This window comes from Salinibaculum sp. SYNS191 (genome assembly GCF_037338445.1).
Taxonomy (GTDB): domain Archaea; phylum Halobacteriota; class Halobacteria; order Halobacteriales; family Haloarculaceae; genus Salinibaculum; species Salinibaculum marinum.
Genome location: NZ_CP147838.1, coordinates 2,284,728 through 2,299,769 on the forward strand (window position 1 = coordinate 2,284,728; position 15,042 = coordinate 2,299,769).

The window sequence follows — 15,042 nt, forward strand, 5'->3', positions numbered from 1 at the left end:
TCCGTCACTGCGGCGTCCGCGTCTCGATGTCCGCGAGCGATTCGTCCAGCGCCCCCAGGACGTCTTCGTCGCTCGGTCCCTCGCCCCAGGTGTAGCGGTAGGTCGTTACGTCCAGCCCGATTGCGCCCGCGACCAGTAGCTCCGGGTCGGGGTCGCTGTCGGAGTACCCCTCCGTGTCGAAGGTGTCGCGGTAGGCGGCGCTTTCGGCCCAGGCGTGCCACGTCTCCTCGGCGGCGTCGCCGAGCAAAGCGACGGCGCGGCCGTCGGCCAGCCACTGGACGGTCTGTTCGGCACTGCTGCTCGTGTCGGCAGGGACGACGACGAGGTCGGCGTTGACCGGGTCGCTCACGGTCTCTATCTCCGCCGGGACCGACAGGTCCACGACGTCGGCGACGTAGACCGCGGTCGTCGGGAGTTGCCTGTAGGACGGCTCCTCGGTCGCGTCGTCGCCGAGCGCCGAGCAGCCAGCGAGGGCCCCGACGGCGACGACGCCGCTCGCCCGGAGCACGTCGCGACGGGTCGGCTTCGTCATATCGGAACCGTCGACCGACACGATGGAAATACTGTCGGAGGGTCAAACAGCCGCTGTATATTGCCCCTGTCGGCCCCGCTCCACGGCGGCACCGGAGTGGCGCCGTTTAGTGTCTGCGACCCCAAGGGACGCCGATGACACACATCGGTTTCGTCGGTGCGGGCGCGGCCACCGCGGCCGCCGCCTACGTCCTCGATTCGACGACAGACGCCACGGTGACCGTCCTGGAGAAGTCCCGCGGGGTCTGCGGCCGGGCCGCCACCCGCCGCCGGGACGGCATCCGCTACGACTACGGCGCGAACTACGTCAAGGCCGACGACGAGCGCGTCGTCGCCCTCATCACCGAGGAACTGGACACCGACGGCCTGGTCGACGTCACCGAACCCATCTACGTCTTCGACGCCGACGGCACGGTCTCGGAGGGCCGCGACGCCGACGAGCACAAGTGGAGCTACGAGGAGGGGCTGACACAGATTGCCAAGCGCCTGTTCGCTCGCACCGACGCCACCGTCCACACGGAGACCCGCGTCGAGACAATCGCACGCGAGGACGAGCGGTGGACGGCGACGGACACCGACGGCGAGCGGTGGGGTCCCTTCGACGTGCTCTGCCTGAACCCGCCCGCGCCACAGACGGCCGCGTTGCTCGCCGACGCCGAGTGGGACGACCCGTTCCGCGCGGACCTCACCGCGGCCGTCGACGACGTCGACTACCGGACCATCTGGACGGGGATTCTGCACTACCCCTTCGAACTGGACCGCCCATACTACGCGCTGGTCAACACCGACAAGGACCACGCGGTCGGCTGGATTGCCCGCGAGGAGTGCAAGGACGGGCACGTCCCCGACGGCGAGTCGCTGCTGGTCGTCCAGGCCAACCACGAGTGGTCGGTCGAGCACTACGACGCCGCACCCGAAGACAACGTGACCGCGCTGGCCGAGATGACGGCCGATATCATCGGCGACGAGCGCCTGCGTGACCCGGACTGGACCGACTGGCAGGGCTGGCGCTACGCGCAACCGGAGACGGGTGTCCCGAGCGGACTCGTCCAGTCCGCCGAGGACTACGACCTGTACTGCCTCGGCGACTGGGTGGCCGGCGAGGCCCGCCTGCACGCGGCGCTGCGCAACGGACTGGACACTGGCGAACGCCTGGCACACCGACTGTAGAGCGCCGCAGAAAGACTGTCAGTGGTGGGCGGGTTCGTCGATGCGGAGGCCGCCGCGGTAGGCGACGCCGTCGACGTAGGCCCGCCCGTCGTGCGTGACCGTCACGCTGTGGTCCTTGACGCGGAAACTGAACTCCCAGACGCTGTCCTCCATGCTCGCGAGCGTCGCCAGCGCGTCCGTGTCGACGTACTCCGACAAGGTGTAGTCAAGTTCCTCGGGCGCGACGCCCTCCTTCGCGGCCAGCGCCGCGACCACCTCGAAGACGATGTCGTTGCCCGTCATGGCCGACTCACCGCCGCGTGTACGCCGGTCTTCGTGCCAGCGTCGGCCGGTCGGGCCGCGCTCGCGTCCCGCACTGTCGCTCTCGCCGGCCGCCACGCGGTCTCGCTCGTCGACGACACCTCGTCGGAATCGTTCGCGTGCATCGTTACCCCGAGATGACTATTGTCACGTTAATAAAACCATGCCCGGTTATGTGTCGCGTGTTATCACCCCCGAACGTCAAGCATATTACCCGGGTATTCGCAGTAGAATACATGCCGAAGATTAGCGTGGAGGTGCCCGAGGAACTCCTCGCGGACCTCGACAGCCACGTCGGCGAGAACGGGAAGTTCGTCAACCGCAGCGAGGCGATACGCGCGTCCATCAGGAAGACGCTGGACGTGCTCGACGAGATAGACGAGCGCCACGGCCGCCTCGAAGAGGGTGAGCGCTGAGCCGTGAGCCACGACACGCGGAGCCAGCGGGCGGACCTCGACCGGTCGTCGTTCGGCCAGGTCGTGCAGGTGGGACTGCTGTCGCTTTTCGTGACGGCGCTCATCACGTCGCAGGTGACCGCCTCGAAGCTGCTGGCAATCGACCTCCCCTTCGGCATCCCGCTGGCCGGCGAGACGCTGCTTCTCCCGGGCGCGGCGCTGGCCTACGCGGTGACCTTCTTCGCCTCCGACTGCTACGCCGAGCTGTACGGCCGCCGCGCGGCGCAGGTGATGGTCAACGTCGCCTTCTTCATGAACTTCGTCTTCCTCGCGCTGGCCTTCCTGACTATCCAGGCCCCCATCGCGTCCTTCTCGCCGGTGGGGCAGGCGGAGTTCGCGAGCGTGCTGGGCGCGAGCCTCCCCATCGTCGTCGGCAGCCTCGCGGCCTACCTCGTCAGCCAGAACTGGGACGTGCTCGTCTTCCACCGGCTGCGGGAGTACACCGACGGCGACGCGCTCTGGCTGCGCAACCTCGGGTCGACGGCCAGCAGCCAGCTGCTCGACACGGTCATCTTCATCACGCTCGCGTTCGGTCTCGTCCCGCTGCTCGTCGGCAGTGACCCCCGCTCGCTGTCGGCGATTGCGGCGCTCATCGTCGGGCAGTACGTCCTGAAACTGCTCATCGCACTCGGGGACACGCCCTTCGTCTACGCCGTCGTCGGCGCAGTCCGCTCGCGGGCCGGCGACTCGGCCGCTACCGCCTCGCGGCTGGACTGACTACTCGACCGGTTCGGCGAAGGCGTACCGTGGCTTCACGTCGGTCACTTCGACGGTCAGTTCGTCGCCCTCCTCGGCGCCCGCGACGAACAGCGTGAACTCCTCGACCTTCGCGATGCCGTCGCCCTCGTCCCCGACGTCGACGATTTCCACGTCCATCCGGTCGCCCTCGCGGACCGGCGCGGTCAGGTAGTTCTTCGCGACGAGGTAGAGTTCTGAGGAAGCGTCCCGCGAGGCGTCGGGGCGGACCTGCCGGACGTACTCGAACTCGGCCTCGATGTCCTCCTGGAGGTCGGCCAGGTCGCGGCCGTCGAAGACCTTCACTGCGAGGTCCCCGCCGGTGTCGAGCAGGTCCGTCGCCACCTCGAAGGCCTGCCGGGCCAGGTACACCGAGCGGGCGTGGTCCAGGTCGTAGTCGCCGCTCATGTTCGGCGCCATGTCGGAGACGACGGCGTCGACGGGCCGCTCCGTGGGGTCCTCGCCGGTCGCGTCCGCGACGGTCTCCCGAATCTGGTCTTTGGTGCTATCCTCGGTGATGTCGCCGCGGACGTACCGGACCGTCGCGACGGGCTCGTCCAGGTCGTCGATGCGCTGGCGGTCGACGCCGACGACGGTCCCCCGTGATCCGACGCGCTCGGCGGCGACCTGCAGCCAGCCGCCGGGTGCCGCGCCCAGGTCGACGACGGTCCGGCCGTCACCGAGCAGGCCCGCGGCCTCGTCCAGCTGTTTGAGCTTGTAGGCCGAGCGGGCTCGATAGCCCTCCTGCTTGGCCTTGTTGTAGTACATGTCCTTCCCGCTCATAGTCTTGCGTCCGATAGCTGACCGACGCGGTTAGGCGTGTCGCTGTCACGCTGGCCCTCCCTCCCCGAGCCTCGACGATAGTAGTGCGTAACGAATCCTGGACTGCTGCTATATAAAAATAATTATACTACCGTTCCCGGATACTTCCGGTTCACTTCCCGGGTGGTGGACCGAGAGACAGCTATCATTGTTGCTGGCAGACAAGATGGTGTATGACGGACGACCGCTTCACCTGGTACGACCGGAGAGAGGTACTCGCACTCGGCGCAACTGGCATCGCGACGCTGGCCGGGTGTGGCGGTCCGTCCGGCGGGTCGCCGACCGACGCTGGCGGATCCCCGACCGGGACCAGCACGTCGACGGGCACGTACATGAACGGCGTCGGCCCCGACGCCAGCGTCTCGTTCGCAGTGCCGATGGACGGGGCAGGGCTGACGAGTACGTCAGTTCAGTGGGACACGACTGCCGAGGGCGTCACCATCGAGGAGGCCGGTGAAGTCACCGAAGGCGCGGGTCACTATCACGTCATGTTCGACACCGGCCCCGTAACTCCCGGCGAGATCATCCCCAGCGACGACGCCCACATCCACTACGGGACAGGCCAGACAGAGGGCGTCTTCGCACTCGAACCCGGCGAGCACACCCTTCACCTGCAGGTCGCAGACGGCGCACACAGAGCGATGGGGCTGACCGACACCGTCGAGGTCACTGTCGAGGACACAGCCAGCCTGGATCTGTCCACGTCGGTCGACGGCAGCGTCGTCGAGTGGACGATCGAAGCCGATAACTACACCATCGAACCGTCGAGCAACGGCATCAACTCCGACGCCGGCCACCTCCACGCCATCATCGACGCGGAGCTCGTCCCCCTCGGGGACGTGATCCCTAGTGACGCCCGCCACGTTCACTACGGCGACGGCTCGACCAGCGGCACCATCGACCTCGCCGAGCAGCTGGGTGATGAGTACGACCCCGGCGAACATACGATCCGCTTCCAGGTCGGAACTGGCACACACCGCGCGGTAATGGTTCACGTCCAGACGACCGTCACGACCTCGTAAGCATCGGACGGTCCGAGGTCGTGCTCGACCTGCCGCTGGAAAGCGATTGCGAGGGACTCGTCCACGCCGTCGAGCCGGCACGCGGCCGAGCAGTGGATATCGTCGCGGCCCTGGCAGGCGTGTGCTGAACGTCCTGCGCCGCGTCTGGTCGCGGGAGCGCTGGACGAACGGGACTGACGGTCCGTCGTCCGCGCGCGCGAGCGCACATGGCGTGCCTTTTTAGGGGATGGGGTCGTACCGATTTTCAAGATGTTCAACGCCATCGTGAGCGCGGAGACGCTCCAGGCGACACTCGACTCTGTGGGCGTGCTGGTGGACGAGTGCAAGATCCACCTCGAAGCGGACGGGCTGGAAATCCGGGCGGTCGACCCCGCCAACGTGGGCATGGTCGACCTCTCGCTGTCGGCCGAGGCCTTCGAGTCCTACGAGGCCGACGGCGGGCTCATCGGCGTCAACCTCGTCCGGCTGCAGGATATCGCCGGCATGGCCGACAAGGACCAGCTCGTTCACCTGGAACTCGACGAGGAGACCCGAAAGCTCCACATCTCCATCGAGGGGCTGGAGTACACGCTCGCGCTCATCGACCCCGAGTCCATCCGCGAGGAGCCGGACCTGCCGGACCTGGACCTCCCCGCGAACATCGTCATCGAGGGACGCGACATCAACCGCGCCGTCACCGCCGCGGACATGGTCAGCGACCACATCGAACTCGGCGTCGACGCCGCCGACGAACTGTTCTACGTCTCCGCGGAGGGCGACACCGACGACGTCCACCTCGAACTGGACACCGACGACCTCATCGACCTCGTCGCCGGCCCGGCCGCCTCGCTGTTCTCGCTCGACTACCTCAAGGACATGAACAAGGCCATCCCCTCCGACGCCGAGGTGACGATGGAACTCGGCGAGGAGTTCCCCGTCAAACTCCACTTCGACATCGCCGAGGGACAGGGGACGGTCACGTACATGCTGGCCCCGCGCATCCAGAGCAACTGAGCGCCGCGTCTCTCTGCGCCCGCCGTCTTGCGCCCGTCTGACGCATCGTTTTGTACGAGGCTGCCGAACACGGAGGTATGCCGAGTCTCGACGAGGCCTACGACCGGCGGACGTTCACGGAGCGCAACCCGCGACGGGTCGCCGGCGGACTCGCCGTCGGCGCGGCGGGTGCCATCGCCGTCCTCGCCGCCATCCTCCTCGTCGCGGTGGGCGGCGACGCCGTCGCCGCGAAGGCCCAGGCGGGCGTTCTCGCCGGTCTGGGCATCCCCGCGTTGCTCCTGTCCGTCGTCTTCGTTCTGCCCGCGAGCACGCGCAAGCGCGTCGGCGTGGTCGCGGGGTCCGCGCTGACCGTCGTCGGCGTCTGGCTGTTCTGGCACGCCTACCCCGGCCGGTGGACCCGCACCGCCGACTCGATGGCCTTCGAGACGGTCATGCTCTACGCGGTCGGCGCTGCCGTGGCGCTGTGGTTCGTCTTCTCCGCGCTCGCCACGTTCCGCCTGCGGAACAACCCCGCGGGCACCGTCGAACTCGAAGTCGTCCGCCACGGCGAGACGAAGACGGTGGAGGTCAGCCGCGACCGCTACCGGGACATCGTCAGCGACGGCGGGGACGTCAGTCAGGTCATCGAGGAACTGGAGAAGTAGGACGGGCTGACCGCCGGGTTTTTGCTCGCCGCCCTGCAACCGAGTGGCGATGAAGCCGCTCCACGCGCGCTACCCGTTCCTCGCCGCGGCCCGCCGGGCCGTCCAGGAGGCGGGCGTCGACCTCGCGGCCGTCGTCGCCGACGAAGAGGCGGTCGTCCAGCGCGCGCTGGGCCGCATCGAGGGGTCGCTGCAGGGGAGTTCGGTCGGCGAGCCCCACCGTCGCCCGCGCGTGGAACTGCTCTCGTACCCGGTCGCGCGCGTGCTCGTCTCGCTGGTCGACGAGCACGTGCTCACCCGCAAGTACGCCCGCGCGGAGGCCGCGACGGCTCACGAGCGGTTCACCGAGGAAGTCAGAGAGGAGACCGAACTGAAGAGCACGCGGACCGAGTCGCTGTCGCTCGACGCCCTGCTCCGGGAGTTCGACCTCGCTGGAGCGGTCCGCGAGACCCCCGACGGCTACCGCATCGGGGTGGGGACCTACCTCGAACACGCGGCCGACCAGCGCGACGACGGCTGGCGACTGGTCAACCGGGACCTGGCCGACGGCGAGGTTCCCCTGTCCGGGGAGGAACTCCTCCTCCTGGTCCGGCAGGCGGTCCAGCACCGCGTCGAGGACGGCCTGCCGCTCGACGTCCCGGACGTAATCGGTGCGGAACTCGACGAGGAGTGTGCACATATCCGCGAGCAACTGGCCGACCTCGATTTGACCCGGGACATCGACACGGTCGTCCCGGAACTGTTCCCGCCGTGCATGAAGTCCCTCCTGGACCGGGTCCAGAAGGGCGAGCACCTGGAACACCACTCCCGCTTCGCCATCGCCTCCTTCCTGACGAGCATCGGGATGGACACCGACGAAATCGTGGAACTGTTCCAGGTCAACCCCGGCTTCGGCGAGGAGGCGACGCGCTACCAGGTCGACCACATCCGCGGGGAGACGAGTCCCACCGAGTACTCCGCGCCGTCGTGTGCGACGATGCAGTCCTACGGCGACTGCGTGAACATGGACGACCTCTGTGAGACCATCTCACATCCCATGGCCTACTACGAGGCGAAACTGGACGATTCCGAGGAGGACGACATCGTCGACTGGCGCGAGCGTCAGGAGTCGGAGTCGAACTCCTGACGTTCGAGGTAGAAGCCCGCGAGCGCCATCAGGACGATGAAGCCGGCGAGGACGCCGACGATCGCGATGCCGCCCGTCTCGGTGATGACCGTCCCCGCGTCCGTGCCGTTGATGTTCCCGTCGAACTGGCCGGTGACGCGTCGGGTGTCGGCGTCGTAGGTTCCGGTGAGTGTCCCGTTGACCGTCCCGTCGACCGTCCCCGCGGCCTCGCCGACGAAGCGGCCGGTGACGTTGCTGTTCTCGACGGTGCCGGTGAGCGTGCCGTTGACCCGTTCGATGCTGGCGCTGAGGTCGGCGTCGAGCGTCCCGTTGAACGCCCCGTCGACGCTCCCGCCCGAGACCGCGCCCTCGGCGAGCGTCCCGTTGAGGCTGCCCTGGACGGACTCGTTCTGGAGGTCGGGATGGCTACCGAAGGCCATGCTGAGGCCCAGTGCGGCGACGATAAAGAGAGCGACGGCACCGCCGGCGATGAGAATCTGCGTGACCGTCTCCCCGTCGATTTCCATGCCCGCGGATTCCAGAGGGAGGGGCAAAAGGGTGTCGAACCCTCTCCGGCCGAAATCCGCCCGACAGCGGCCCCGCGCCGGCCACACCACCGAACGACTTACCCACCTCCGGAACCTACGTTTCGACTGGACACACCACGCAAACCGCCCGTGTCCGGTGAGCACCATGCCCGATTCCGAGACTCCCGTCACGGACCGCCGCGTCGCACTCGCGCCGGACCTCCGTGCCATGCCAGACCGCGCCGCCCGCGCCTGGGCCGAGCGGATGGCCGTCCGCCCACTCGGCGGGTCGCGCTACGCCGTCGACAGCCAGAGCGGCGCGACCTACGTCGTCGACGCCGCCGAGGGGACCTGCACCTGCCCCGACGCCACCATCCGCGGCGAGACGTGCAAGCACCGCCGCCGCGTCGCCATCGAAATTACGACCCACCGGGTCCCGCCGCCGGGCAAGCGCCGCACCGACTGCGCGGCCTGTGGCACTGAGACGTTCGTCGACGAGGCCGCGCGGCCGCCGCTGTGTGACCACTGCGCACTCGACCCCGGGGACGTCGTCGTGGACCGCGAGACCGGCGACCGCCTGCTCGTCAGGGCCGTCACCGGCCGCCGCGCCGACGAGGTGATGATTCAGGCCGCGGACACGACCGTCGCCGACTACCCAACCAACGAGGGCTACCCCGCGAACGACATCGTGGTCGAGGTGGCCTACCTCGGCGACGCCATCAGACACGACGAGCCGCGGACGTACTCCTTCCCCCTGTCGCGGCTCCAGCGGACCGACGACGCGGCGCTGGTCGACGCCTGAGCCCGTTCCGCCGACTGTCGCAGACCTTGCGCCGACCCGCGCTTTGATTTGGTCGGCCGCCCCCGTTTCAGTATGCGCGTTCACTACCTCCAGCACGTCCCTTTCGAGCCGCCGGCGGCCATCGCCGACTGGGCCGCCGCGCGCGGCCACGACCTGACCGGGACCCACCTCTACGACGGAGCGGCGCTGCCGGCCCCGGACGACGTCGACCTGCTGGTGGTCATGGGGGGCCCGATGGGCGTCCACGATGTCGAGGCGTATCCCTGGCTCCCCGCCGAGCGCGAGTTGATTCGGGCGACCCTGGACGCGGAGACGCCGGTGTTCGGCGTCTGTCTCGGTGCCCAGCAGGTCGCGGCCGCGCTCGGGGCCGACGTCGCCAGCCACGACCGCCGCGAGGTGGGGTGGTTTCCGGTGGAGACGACCGGTGCTGCCGCACACTCCCCGCTCGCGCCGCTGGTTCCCGAGTTCCCGGCCTTTCACTGGCACGGGGACGCGTTCGAGATTCCAGCGGGCGGGACGCTGCTGGCGCGGACGCCGGCCTGCCGCAACCAGGCCTTCCTCGCCGCCGACGGCCTGGCGCTGGGGCTGCAGTTCCACCTGGAGGCGACCCGCGAGAGCGTGGGGGCACTCGTCGAGGCCGTCGACGGCGACACCGGCACTGGCGAGTACGTCCAGTCCGCCGAGGAACTGCTGGCCGACGATGCGCCGTTCGCGCAACTACAGTCGGGGCTGTCTGCCGTTCTGGACGCCTTCACTGCGGGTGGCAGCGTCTGACCGCCGGTCACCCGCCGGTCGTGGCGAAGTACAGCCCGACGAACAGCGTCGCGTTGTAGAGGCCGTGGACGAGCGTGGGGACGAGGATGTTGTCCGTAATCTCGTAGACGGCCCCGAAGACGATGCTGGGAATCGAGAGGATGGTGATGGTGACCAGCGCGGCCTCGATGCTCCCGATGAGCGCGGTGATGTGGATGGGTGCGAACGACGCGGTCGCCAGCAGAATCGCGCCGGCGGCGCTGAACCGCTCGCGGAGCAGCCCCTGGATGACGCCGCGGAAGAGCAGTTCCTCGCCGGGTGCGTTGAGCAGGAAGACCAGCGGGATGAGGAAGGGGATGAACTCGGGGTTCTCGGCGGCGGTCTGGGAGGCGGCGTTGGCGGCCGGTTCCGTCCCCAGCAGGTTCACGACGACGTTCGCGCCGACGAGGACGAGCACCAGCGCGCCGATCCAGGCGGCGATGATGATGCCGACCTGTCGCAGCCCCGGGATTGCGACCGGGACGAACTGCCGGAGCGAGCGGCCCTTGTACCTGAAATACAGGATGGCGATGCCGGGGAAGGCGATGCCCTGGAAGAGCACCAGGCTGATGACCAGCCCGTCGGTGGGCGAGGGCTGGATGCCGAGCGGGACCAAGACGGCCAGGAACAGGCCGAGTAACAGGACGATGCCCAGGACCATGCCGCCGACAGCGAGGCCGAAGGAGGCGAGGACCAGGCGGAGGCGACTTCCCGACTGCTGAACAGCACTCTCCATACCCCTACGTGGGGCCGCAGGCCGAAAAGCGCTACCGCCGTTTGCGCGCCGACTGCCCGGTCGCCGACAGTAGCGCGTTTTATCCCGCCGCGGTCCCTGGTGCCGGTATGTCGACACGTCTCCCCGCTCGCGAGTTCCGCGAGCGACTCGGAGCGGTCCGCGACCGCCTCGCCGCGGCCGACGCCGACGCCGCCGTCTTCTTCGGCGCGACCAGCATCGAGTACCTGACCGGTTTCCACCACATCCAGACCGAGCGCCCGGTCTGTCTCGCCGTCACCGCCGAGGCGGTCGAACTCACCGTCCCGCGGCTGGAGGTCGAGCGCGTCCGGGACAACCCCCGCATCGACGCCGTCCACAGCTACTTTGACTACCCCGGCGGCGAGCCAATCGCGACCGTCGCGGAGATGCTAGAGGGACTGGATGTCGAGAGCGTCCGCGCCGACGCCGACGGTGCGCCGGGCGTCATGGGCTACGAGGGACCGTCGCTGTCGGAGTTCGTCGACGTGGAGACCCAGGACTGGGTGGCCGGGATGCGCGAAGCCAAGAGCGACGCGGAGGTGGACCTCATCCGCGAGTCCGCGCGCTGGGCGAACCTCGCACACCGCTATCTGGCCGACTACACCGAACCCGGCGCGCATCCGGTGACGGTCAGCCAGCGGGCGTCGATGGAGGGCTCGCGGGCGATGCTCGACGCGCTAGGGTCGGAGTACGCCGTCCGCACGCGCGGCGACGGGCCGGTCCACGCCGGCTACATCAGCGGCGAGGAGACCGCGCTTCCCCACGGCCACACGCCCAACGAACGCCTGTCGACGGGCGACGTGCTCGTCACGGGCGCGTCCGCGAACGTCGACGGCTACTACTCGGAACTGGAGCGGACGATGTTCGTCGGGGAGGCCAGCGACGAGGACGAACACTACTTCGAGTTGATGTGCGAGGCCCAGGACGTCGCCATCGACGCGATGGGGCCGGGCGTGCCGGTCAGCCACGTCGACCAGGCGGTCTGGGACTACTTCGAGGAACAGGGCGTCACCGACCTGGCCCGGCACCACGTCGGCCACAACATCGGGATGGAGGGCCACGAACCCCCCTACATCGACCGCGGCAACGACGCCGAGATGGAACCGGGCCACGTCTACACCATCGAACCCGGCATCTACACCGACACCGCGGGCTATCGCCACTCCGACACCGTGGCCGTCACCGACGACGGCGTGGACGTGCTGACCTACTTCCCGCGTGATTTCGAGTCGAACGTCATCCGCGAGTGAGTCGTCGGACCGTCACTCCAGCATCGACTCGGCCTCGTCGATGGTGACGTCCTCGCGCTGGAACGCTTCGAGAATCTCGCGGACAGCGGGGCCGTCGTCCTCGTCCTGTTCGGCGGCCTCGGCCAGTGTGACGCGCTCGGAGTGGCCGGTCAGTTCCGCGAAGTCGATGCCGTCGGCCAGCGCCGTCTCCTTCTTGACGCGGTAGTTGCCGCCGTCGGTCGTGTAGAGGTCGTCCGGGTGGAAGAAGTACCAGTCCTCGCGGTCGAAGCGGACGCCGACGCGGGCGCGGGCGCCGAAGTTCTGGGAGAAATAGAGCAGCGCCTCTATCTCCGCACCGTCGAGGTAGATGGGGTCGCCCGCCGACGACTTCGCCTCGATGGCGTAGAAGTCGCCGCCGTTGCCGGCGAGCACGTCCGGGAGTTCCCGCTCGGTCGCGCTCCCGCTGGCGGGCGCGCGCATGACCGCGAAGCCGGCCTCGTCGAGTTTGTTCACGAGTTCCCGCTCGCGGCGGTCGCCCTTCGCGTTCGACATTGCCACTACGTCGCCGTCGGACGGTTATAAAACGTCTGTCGTCGGCCGCTACGCGCCGAGAACGGTCTCCGCAACCTCGCGCGCGGTCTCGGGCGGCCCGCGGGTCACGACGGCTGTCGTCGTCCCGTCGTCGGTCCAGTAAGCGATGGAGCCGCCCTGCGTCGACGCGACGGTCACGTCCTGTCCGGCGATGGTGACGGTTTCGCCGCCCTCCGCGTCGCCCGCGCCGGCGAACTCGTCGCCGGTGGTGACGCCAACGTAGACCGTCCCGGCGTCGGTCCCGTAGATGGCCGTCGCGGTCGCGGTCCCGTCGTAGCTGGCGACCAGCGCGCCCTCGAAGGTGTAGCTGTCACGGAGGTCCGGCAAGGCGAGGTCGGTCGCCGACTGGGCCGCATCGAAGTCGTCGTAGCGCTCCCGGTCAGCGCCGTCGACTAGCTGGCCGGTCTCGTCCGGCGCGCGGAACGTCGACTCGTCGACGCTCACGTCGAAGCGGGTGTCGGTGAACTGCGTCGTGACGGTCCCCTTCTCGCTCGTGACGCGGCTCTGGAGCACCGTCCAGTCGTCGCGATCGACCCACAGCGTCGCCGTCGAGGTGATGGACTCGTTCTCGGACTCGATGGAGAGGACGTACGCCGCCTCGCCGTCGACGGTCTCGGTGCCGGTCCGCTCGACGGTCACGTTCTCCGTGAAGCGGTCCATCCGGTCGGCGTATCTGCCGTCGTAGCGCGCTTTCAGCTCCTCGACTCTCGTCTCGTCGTCGAAGGTCTGCGTGAGCCCGGTCGCGGGCTGGTAGGTCCAGGCGACGCTGCCGTTGGACCCGACGACCACTGTGCGGCCGTCCGCGTCGGTGACGGTGACGCGGCTGTTGTTGCCGTCGGCGGCGACGTACTCGACGCTCGCAGTCCGCTCCATCGTCTCGTTCTCGACGGTGACCGTCGCCGCGCCGAGGACCGTCTCGGCGCTCTCGTAGCGCTGCTCGACGTTGTCGAGGATGGCGTCACCCGAGGGCGGGCCGAGCACGACCGCCCCGACGGCCCCCGTCGCGGCGACGAGGAGCACGACGAGCACGAGCGGTCCCCACCTGTCAAGTCGTCCGCGAACGTCTGTCATCGACTCTGTTACGGGCTACACGAACATATGTCCTCGGCCGCTAGCGACTCCCGCTCTCGGAGACGCTTCGAACAGCACGAAAGTCCCACCCGTGGCGGCTGGTCGGTCCGGCTTCGTCGGTGGCAGTACCGGCAGTCTCCACCTGCGGTCGTCTGCAGTCGGCGAGCGATATATGCGCCGGGAAGCGCTAGAGTGGCCACAGTGGTCCCAACGAACAGCGGGCGAGTCCCGGCGCGCCCGGCCGAGGTGATGTAGATGCGGGCGCTGGAACTGTTCAGACTCTCCGCGCGCTCGCTGCGCGGGCACAAACTCCGCTCGGCCCTGACGGTCATCGGTATCGTCATCGGCATCGCGGCCGTCGTCACCTTCGTCACGCTCGGTGCCAGCCTGAAGGCCGACGTGGTCGGCGAAATCGACCAGTCGACGGCCAACAACATCTACGTCCTCTCGACGCCCGAGGGCGACCAGGGCTTCCCCAACCGGCCGCAGGCGGTGTTCACCGACAACGACATCGAGACCCTGCGCGGCGTCGAGGGGGTGCGACAGGTCGTCCCCCAGGGGACCGTCGCCATCAGCACGCTCACGCTCGGCAACCAGACCATCGCCAGACAGCAGGTGACCGCGACCACGCCCGAAGCCTTCGAGCGGGCGACCTTCCAGGACGGCCGCGCGTTCGAGGCCGGGGCCGCCGAGGTGGTCATCAACGGCCAGGCCCGCACCGTCTTCGACCGGAACCTCTCGGTCGGCGATAGCCTCACCGTCGGCCTGCGCGGGAACGGCACGGCGACGCTGACCGTCGTCGGCGTCGTCGACCGCACCGGCTCGCAACTCCCCTTCCAGAGCTTCGCCGGCCAGCCGCGCTTCTACGTCCCCGCCGACCGCTACTACGAGACGACAGTCCAGAGCCCGACGTTGCCCGGCAACCCGCGCCAGCAGGCCTACCCGCAGGTGACCGTCGTCGCCGACCCCGCGACGCTGACCAGCACCCAGGAACGGGTCGCGGCGGCGCTGAACGGGACCGACGCCGAGCAACTCCAGCCCGCGGGCTACGCGCTGTCGGCCCGCACCAGCGGCGACATCGCCGACAACCTCGCGGACCTCGTGGACCGGCTGACCCGCTTCGTGACCGGCCTGGCGCTCATCTCGCTGGTCGTCGGTGCCATCGGCATCGCCAACATCATGCTCGTCTCCGTCACCGAGCGCACCCGCGAAATCGGCATCATGAAGTCCGTCGGCGGCGGCCGCAGGGACATCCTCCTGCTCTTTCTCGTCGAGGCGGCGATGCTCGGCGCGCTGGGGGCGCTCATTGCCATCCCCGTCGGCCTGGCCGGCGGGTGGGTCGCGACCGCCTACGCCGACATCGCGCTGACGCTCGCGCCGGGGTGGTTCGCCGTCGCCATCGGCGTGGGCGTCCTCGTCGGCGTCGTCGCCGGCATCTACCCCGCCTGGCGGGCCGCCCGCGTCGACCCCATCGACGCCCTGCGCTACGAGTGACGCCGTTT

At 68.9% G+C, this 15,042-nt stretch carries 18 protein-coding genes; 11 read left to right on the forward strand and 7 right to left on the reverse strand.

Features of this window, described 5'->3' with window-relative positions:
• Nucleotides 1-4 precede the first annotated feature (4 nt).
• The gene (locus WDJ57_RS12255) at nt 5-532 is read right to left on the reverse strand and encodes a hypothetical protein (RefSeq protein ID WP_338901105.1); all 528 of its coding nucleotides are present in this window, start codon (nt 530-532) and stop codon (nt 5-7) included.
• A 134-nt stretch (nt 533-666) separates the two neighbouring features.
• Between WDJ57_RS12255 and WDJ57_RS12260 the strand changes: the two genes are divergently transcribed.
• On the forward strand, nt 667-1,701 hold the full coding sequence (locus WDJ57_RS12260) for an NAD(P)/FAD-dependent oxidoreductase (protein ID WP_338901106.1): 1,035 nt from the start codon (nt 667-669) through the stop codon (nt 1,699-1,701).
• An 18-nt stretch (nt 1,702-1,719) separates the two neighbouring features.
• Here the strand turns inward: WDJ57_RS12260 and WDJ57_RS12265 are convergent, their stop codons facing one another.
• The gene (locus tag WDJ57_RS12265) at nt 1,720-1,983 is read right to left on the reverse strand and encodes a HalOD1 output domain-containing protein (RefSeq protein ID WP_338901107.1); all 264 of its coding nucleotides are present in this window, start codon (nt 1,981-1,983) and stop codon (nt 1,720-1,722) included.
• Nucleotides 1,984-2,237: 254 nt separating this feature from the next.
• Here WDJ57_RS12265 and WDJ57_RS12270 point away from each other — a divergent pair, with 254 nt between their 5' ends.
• Complete coding sequence (locus WDJ57_RS12270) at nt 2,238-2,417, forward strand: ribbon-helix-helix domain-containing protein (RefSeq protein WP_338901108.1); 180 nt, start codon at nt 2,238-2,240, stop codon at nt 2,415-2,417.
• Nucleotides 2,418-2,420: 3 nt separating this feature from the next.
• The gene (locus WDJ57_RS12275; RefSeq protein WP_338901109.1) at nt 2,421-3,173 is read left to right on the forward strand and encodes a queuosine precursor transporter; all 753 of its coding nucleotides are present in this window, start codon (nt 2,421-2,423) and stop codon (nt 3,171-3,173) included.
• Here the strand turns inward: WDJ57_RS12275 and WDJ57_RS12280 are convergent, their stop codons facing one another.
• Nucleotides 3,174-3,974, reverse strand: a complete 801-nt coding sequence (locus WDJ57_RS12280; RefSeq protein ID WP_338901110.1) for an RlmE family RNA methyltransferase — start codon at nt 3,972-3,974, stop codon at nt 3,174-3,176. It lies immediately after the preceding gene.
• Nucleotides 3,975-4,186: 212 nt separating this feature from the next.
• Here WDJ57_RS12280 and WDJ57_RS12285 point away from each other — a divergent pair, with 212 nt between their 5' ends.
• The 4 genes from WDJ57_RS12285 to priL all read left to right on the forward strand — a co-directional run bounded on the left by WDJ57_RS12285 (nt 4,187) and on the right by priL (nt 7,795).
• Nucleotides 4,187-5,035 carry a DUF4399 domain-containing protein gene (locus WDJ57_RS12285; RefSeq protein ID WP_338901111.1) on the forward strand — a complete coding sequence of 283 codons (849 nt, stop codon included), beginning with the start codon at nt 4,187-4,189 and terminating at the stop codon, nt 5,033-5,035.
• A 249-nt stretch (nt 5,036-5,284) separates the two neighbouring features.
• A complete protein-coding gene (locus tag WDJ57_RS12290; protein WP_338901112.1) occupies nt 5,285-6,028 on the forward strand; it encodes a DNA polymerase sliding clamp in 744 nt (247 codons plus the stop codon).
• A 77-nt stretch (nt 6,029-6,105) separates the two neighbouring features.
• Nucleotides 6,106-6,672, forward strand: coding sequence for a DUF7139 domain-containing protein (locus WDJ57_RS12295; RefSeq protein WP_338901113.1), 567 nt, complete (start codon nt 6,106-6,108; stop codon nt 6,670-6,672).
• Between the two features lie 49 nt (nt 6,673-6,721).
• Entirely contained in the window at nt 6,722-7,795 is a 1,074-nt protein-coding gene (priL, locus tag WDJ57_RS12300; protein ID WP_338901114.1) for a DNA primase regulatory subunit PriL, read from the forward strand.
• On the opposite strand, the gene WDJ57_RS12305 is transcribed toward priL, so the two are convergent.
• Complete coding sequence (locus WDJ57_RS12305) at nt 7,771-8,301, reverse strand: DUF7472 family protein (protein ID WP_338901115.1); 531 nt, start codon at nt 8,299-8,301, stop codon at nt 7,771-7,773. The two genes, priL and WDJ57_RS12305, sit on opposite strands and share 25 nt — an antisense overlap.
• Nucleotides 8,302-8,467: 166 nt before the next feature.
• On the opposite strand from WDJ57_RS12305, the gene WDJ57_RS12310 reads away from it, so the two are divergent.
• Together WDJ57_RS12310 and WDJ57_RS12315 are read left to right on the forward strand one after the other, a co-directional pair.
• Nucleotides 8,468-9,103, forward strand: coding sequence for an SWIM zinc finger family protein (locus WDJ57_RS12310; protein WP_338901116.1), 636 nt, complete (start codon nt 8,468-8,470; stop codon nt 9,101-9,103).
• Nucleotides 9,104-9,175: 72 nt separating this feature from the next.
• Entirely contained in the window at nt 9,176-9,877 is a 702-nt protein-coding gene (locus WDJ57_RS12315; protein WP_338901117.1) for a type 1 glutamine amidotransferase, read from the forward strand.
• Nucleotides 9,878-9,884: 7 nt separating this feature from the next.
• Here WDJ57_RS12315 and WDJ57_RS12320 read toward each other — a convergent pair whose 3' ends face one another.
• Nucleotides 9,885-10,631: a CPBP family intramembrane glutamic endopeptidase gene (locus WDJ57_RS12320; protein ID WP_338901118.1), complete on the reverse strand. Its 747-nt coding sequence runs from the start codon at nt 10,629-10,631 to the stop codon at nt 9,885-9,887.
• Nucleotides 10,632-10,738: 107 nt separating this feature from the next.
• On the opposite strand from WDJ57_RS12320, the gene WDJ57_RS12325 reads away from it, so the two are divergent.
• Complete coding sequence (locus WDJ57_RS12325; RefSeq protein WP_338901119.1) at nt 10,739-11,899, forward strand: M24 family metallopeptidase; 1,161 nt, start codon at nt 10,739-10,741, stop codon at nt 11,897-11,899.
• Between the two features lie 12 nt (nt 11,900-11,911).
• Here the strand turns inward: WDJ57_RS12325 and hjc are convergent, their stop codons facing one another.
• Nucleotides 11,912-12,430 (reverse strand): Holliday junction resolvase Hjc, encoded by a 519-nt coding sequence (gene hjc / locus WDJ57_RS12330; RefSeq protein ID WP_338901120.1) that lies wholly within the window; start codon nt 12,428-12,430, stop codon nt 11,912-11,914.
• Nucleotides 12,431-12,478: 48 nt separating this feature from the next.
• Nucleotides 12,479-13,540, reverse strand: coding sequence for a LolA family protein (locus WDJ57_RS12335; protein WP_338901121.1), 1,062 nt, complete (start codon nt 13,538-13,540; stop codon nt 12,479-12,481).
• Between the two features lie 255 nt (nt 13,541-13,795).
• On the opposite strand from WDJ57_RS12335, the gene WDJ57_RS12340 reads away from it, so the two are divergent.
• On the forward strand, nt 13,796-15,034 hold the full coding sequence (locus WDJ57_RS12340) for an ABC transporter permease (protein WP_338901122.1): 1,239 nt from the start codon (nt 13,796-13,798) through the stop codon (nt 15,032-15,034).
• Nucleotides 15,035-15,042 lie beyond the last annotated feature (8 nt).

Bases quoted from the DNA above. Each gene is read 5' to 3' on its own strand.
- WDJ57_RS12270 (WP_338901108.1), top strand. From the start codon at position 2,238: ATGCCGAAGATTAGCGTGGAGGTGCCCGAGGAACTCCTCGCGGACCTC.
- WDJ57_RS12295 (WP_338901113.1), top strand. From the start codon at position 6,106: ATGCCGAGTCTCGACGAGGCCTACGACCGGCGGACGTTCACGGAGCGC.
- WDJ57_RS12315 (WP_338901117.1), top strand. From the start codon at position 9,176: ATGCGCGTTCACTACCTCCAGCACGTCCCTTTCGAGCCGCCGGCGGCC.
- WDJ57_RS12260 (WP_338901106.1), top strand. From the start codon at position 667: ATGACACACATCGGTTTCGTCGGTGCGGGCGCGGCCACCGCGGCCGCC.
- WDJ57_RS12255 (WP_338901105.1), bottom strand. From the start codon at position 532: ATGACGAAGCCGACCCGTCGCGACGTGCTCCGGGCGAGCGGCGTCGTC.
- WDJ57_RS12280 (WP_338901110.1), bottom strand. From the start codon at position 3,974: ATGAGCGGGAAGGACATGTACTACAACAAGGCCAAGCAGGAGGGCTAT.
- WDJ57_RS12320 (WP_338901118.1), bottom strand. From the start codon at position 10,631: ATGGAGAGTGCTGTTCAGCAGTCGGGAAGTCGCCTCCGCCTGGTCCTC.
- WDJ57_RS12285 (WP_338901111.1), top strand. From the start codon at position 4,187: ATGACGGACGACCGCTTCACCTGGTACGACCGGAGAGAGGTACTCGCA.
- WDJ57_RS12305 (WP_338901115.1), bottom strand. From the start codon at position 8,301: ATGGAAATCGACGGGGAGACGGTCACGCAGATTCTCATCGCCGGCGGT.
- hjc (WP_338901120.1), bottom strand. From the start codon at position 12,430: ATGTCGAACGCGAAGGGCGACCGCCGCGAGCGGGAACTCGTGAACAAA.
- WDJ57_RS12265 (WP_338901107.1), bottom strand. From the start codon at position 1,983: ATGACGGGCAACGACATCGTCTTCGAGGTGGTCGCGGCGCTGGCCGCG.
- WDJ57_RS12340 (WP_338901122.1), top strand. From the start codon at position 13,796: ATGCGGGCGCTGGAACTGTTCAGACTCTCCGCGCGCTCGCTGCGCGGG.
- WDJ57_RS12335 (WP_338901121.1), bottom strand. From the start codon at position 13,540: ATGACAGACGTTCGCGGACGACTTGACAGGTGGGGACCGCTCGTGCTC.
- WDJ57_RS12290 (WP_338901112.1), top strand. From the start codon at position 5,285: ATGTTCAACGCCATCGTGAGCGCGGAGACGCTCCAGGCGACACTCGAC.
- WDJ57_RS12325 (WP_338901119.1), top strand. From the start codon at position 10,739: ATGTCGACACGTCTCCCCGCTCGCGAGTTCCGCGAGCGACTCGGAGCG.
- priL (WP_338901114.1), top strand. From the start codon at position 6,722: ATGAAGCCGCTCCACGCGCGCTACCCGTTCCTCGCCGCGGCCCGCCGG.
- WDJ57_RS12310 (WP_338901116.1), top strand. From the start codon at position 8,468: ATGCCCGATTCCGAGACTCCCGTCACGGACCGCCGCGTCGCACTCGCG.